Annotated in this window: 1 protein-coding gene; it reads left to right on the top strand. The window is 69.1% G+C overall.

What is annotated here, in order from left to right:
• Nucleotides 1–2,322 (top strand): helicase-related protein (locus tag VIM26_RS08505; RefSeq protein WP_331950116.1); only part of this gene is annotated, 2,322 nt, incomplete at its 5' end.
• Between the last annotated feature and the right edge of the window lie 404 nt (nt 2,323–2,726).

The following is a 2,726-nucleotide window of genomic DNA, read 5'->3' as shown; positions in this document are numbered from 1 at the left end:
AACGCACGCGAGGGCGACGGTCTGACCGTGAAGCGGGTCGAGAAGCTCGTGGCCGTCGCGGAGGAGAAGCTCGCCAAGCTGTTGGATGGTCCCGAGGACGCGGGGCTGACGTTCGAGGAGACCGGGATCGACTACCTGGTCGTCGACGAAATGCACTCCTACAAGAACCTGCGGACGGTGACGAACATCCGCGACGCGGCGATCACCGGGTCCAACCGGGCCACCGACCTGCACATGAAGGTCGAGTACCTGCGCGAGCAGCACGGCGACCGAGTCATCACCGCGGCGACCGCGACGCCGATCGCGAACTCGATCACCGAGGCCCACGTGATGCAGCGCTTCCTGCGCCCGGACCTGCTCGAGGCGGCGGGCGTCGCGGACTTCGACGTGTGGGCCGCGACGTTCGGGCAGACCGTCACCGAGATCGAGATGGCCCCCCAAGGTGGAGGGTCGTTCCGGCAGGCGACCCGCTTCGCGAAGTTCCAGAACGTCCCGGAGATGCTGCGCATGTGGCACGTCTTCGCCGACGTGAAGACGGCCGAGGACCTGGAGCTCCCGACCCCGGACCTGAGCATGCGACCAGACGGAGTGCGCGGCCCGCGCATCGTGGTCATCCCCCCGACCGACCAAGTCCGCACCTACGTCGCGCACCTGGGCGAGCGCGCCGAGCTGGTGAAGTCCGGGGGCGTGGACCCCCGCGACGACAACATGCTGAAGATCGTCACCGATGGGCGCAAGGCCGCCCTCGACATGCGCCTGGTCACCGGCGGCCAAGGGACGGGGCAGGGAAACAAGCTCGGCGTCGCCGCGTCGACCATCGCAGCCAGCTACATCAAGAACCGTGACCGCGCGTACCTCGACACAGCGACCGGAGAACCGAGCTCGGCGCCCGGCGCGCTGCAGCTGGTGTTCTGCGACCTGGGCACGCCGTCGAAGTCGTGGAACGCCTACGACGAGCTGCGCGACCAGCTCGTCCTGCAGGGGGTCCCGCGATCGGAGATCCGGTTCATCCACGAGGCGAAGAACGATGCCGAGAAGGGCCGGCTCTTCGCGGCCGCCCGGTCCGGGCAAGTCGCGGTCCTGATCGGCTCGACGGAGAAGATGGGAGTGGGCGTCAACGTCCAGGACCGGGCGGTAGCGGAGCATCACCTGGACTGTCCGTGGCGGCCGGCGGACATCGCCCAGCGCGAAGGTCGCGTCCTGCGACAGGGCAACCAGAACCCCGAGATCGACATCTACCGGTACGTCGTCGAGGGATCCTTCGACGCGTACTCCTGGCAAACCGTCGAGCGCAAGGCGAAGTTCATCGCGCAGATCATGCGCGGGCGCCTGGACGTGCGGGAGATCGACGACGTCGGCGACAACGCCCTGTCGTTCGCCGAGGTCAAAGCGCTCGCCTCGGGTGACCCGCTGGTCCTGGACAAGGCGCATGCCGACACCGAGGTGGTGCGACTGGACCGGCTCTCGCGGGCCTACAACCGCAACCAGGTCATGCTCGGGCGCACCGTTGTCGTGGCCGATCGGCACGCGGTTGCGGGTCGGGAGGACCTTCCTCTCATCGAGGCGGCAGTTGCCCAGATGTGCGACACGCAGGGTGACGCCTTCTCCATGACCCGGGGCGGCGTCCGCGTCACGTCACGAGCAGACGCGGCCGAGAGCGTCCGCTCGTGGGCGCTGGAAAACCAGAGCCGGGTCGCGTTCCACCGTGACCCTCGTGACGCCCGCCCGCTTGGCGTCCTTGGCACGCTGGGAGGTCAAACCTTCCTGGCGGCGGCCGCACCCCGGAAGTACGGCGCCGAGCCGTCGGTCATCCTCTCGATCGAGGGTGTACCGCACACCGATCTGCAGATCACGCTCGCGGGAGCAGCCGCCGGCAACGTCGGGACCATCCGGCAAATGGAGAACAGTGTCGTTGGTCTACCCCGGCTGGCCGAGCGGGCTCGCACGCAGATCGACGTCGCCGAGCGGGAGGCAGCACAGGCTCGTGACGGGCTAGCCAGACCGTTCAAGCACGCCGACGCACTGAGCGCCGCCCGGGAGCACGCCTCTGAGATCGACGCACGAATGACGGCGCAGAGCGCGCCACCACCCGCTGACACGCAGACCGCGACGCCCGACGACAGCAACGAGGTCGACCCGGTCGCTGACGTCACAAAACCCTCGCGACCGTCCAGCGTCGCCGAGGACGTCCGAAGGGAGTCCGCCAAGGGTTTCCCGACATCGGCACGTGACGCCATGCGCAGCGGACGTAGCGCGCAAGCCCGCATCTCGCGCGGCCCCAGCCAAGAGAGAGGTCGTGACGACGAGCAGCTAGAACGCTGACTAAACACCCCCCGCTAGTCCACCTGTCCGGCGTCCGTCGGACAGGTGGACGGTGCTTCGGCGGCCGGTGTCGTCTCGGTGCCCACCGCGTATCGAGTGGCTCGGATTCCCCGCAGTCGGGTGTGTCGGTCCGGTGTCCGGCATGGCCGGACCCGGTGGACGTGGCCGGCCGGCCGCCCGGCCTTGTCGGACTGCTCTGGACTGTTGGGTCCCGTCGTCCCCCTGTGGGCGGGTGGAGCCCCGGAGGGGTGGAGCTCGGGCCGTCCACAGGTGGTCGAGGGGTCGCTCAACCCGACGTCCGCACCGGCCCGCGTCGGGTCGGCGTGCACGGCCACGTGGTGGTGCGTTGGCTCAACATCCGCCGCGTTGTCCGACAGGGTGGACGGCGCCGGACGGGTTGGTGT

It is taken from the genome of Pengzhenrongella sp. (assembly GCF_036565025.1).
Taxonomy (GTDB): Bacteria; Actinomycetota; Actinomycetes; order Actinomycetales; family Cellulomonadaceae; genus Pengzhenrongella.
This window is presented reverse-complemented; position numbering and strand designations above follow the sequence as displayed.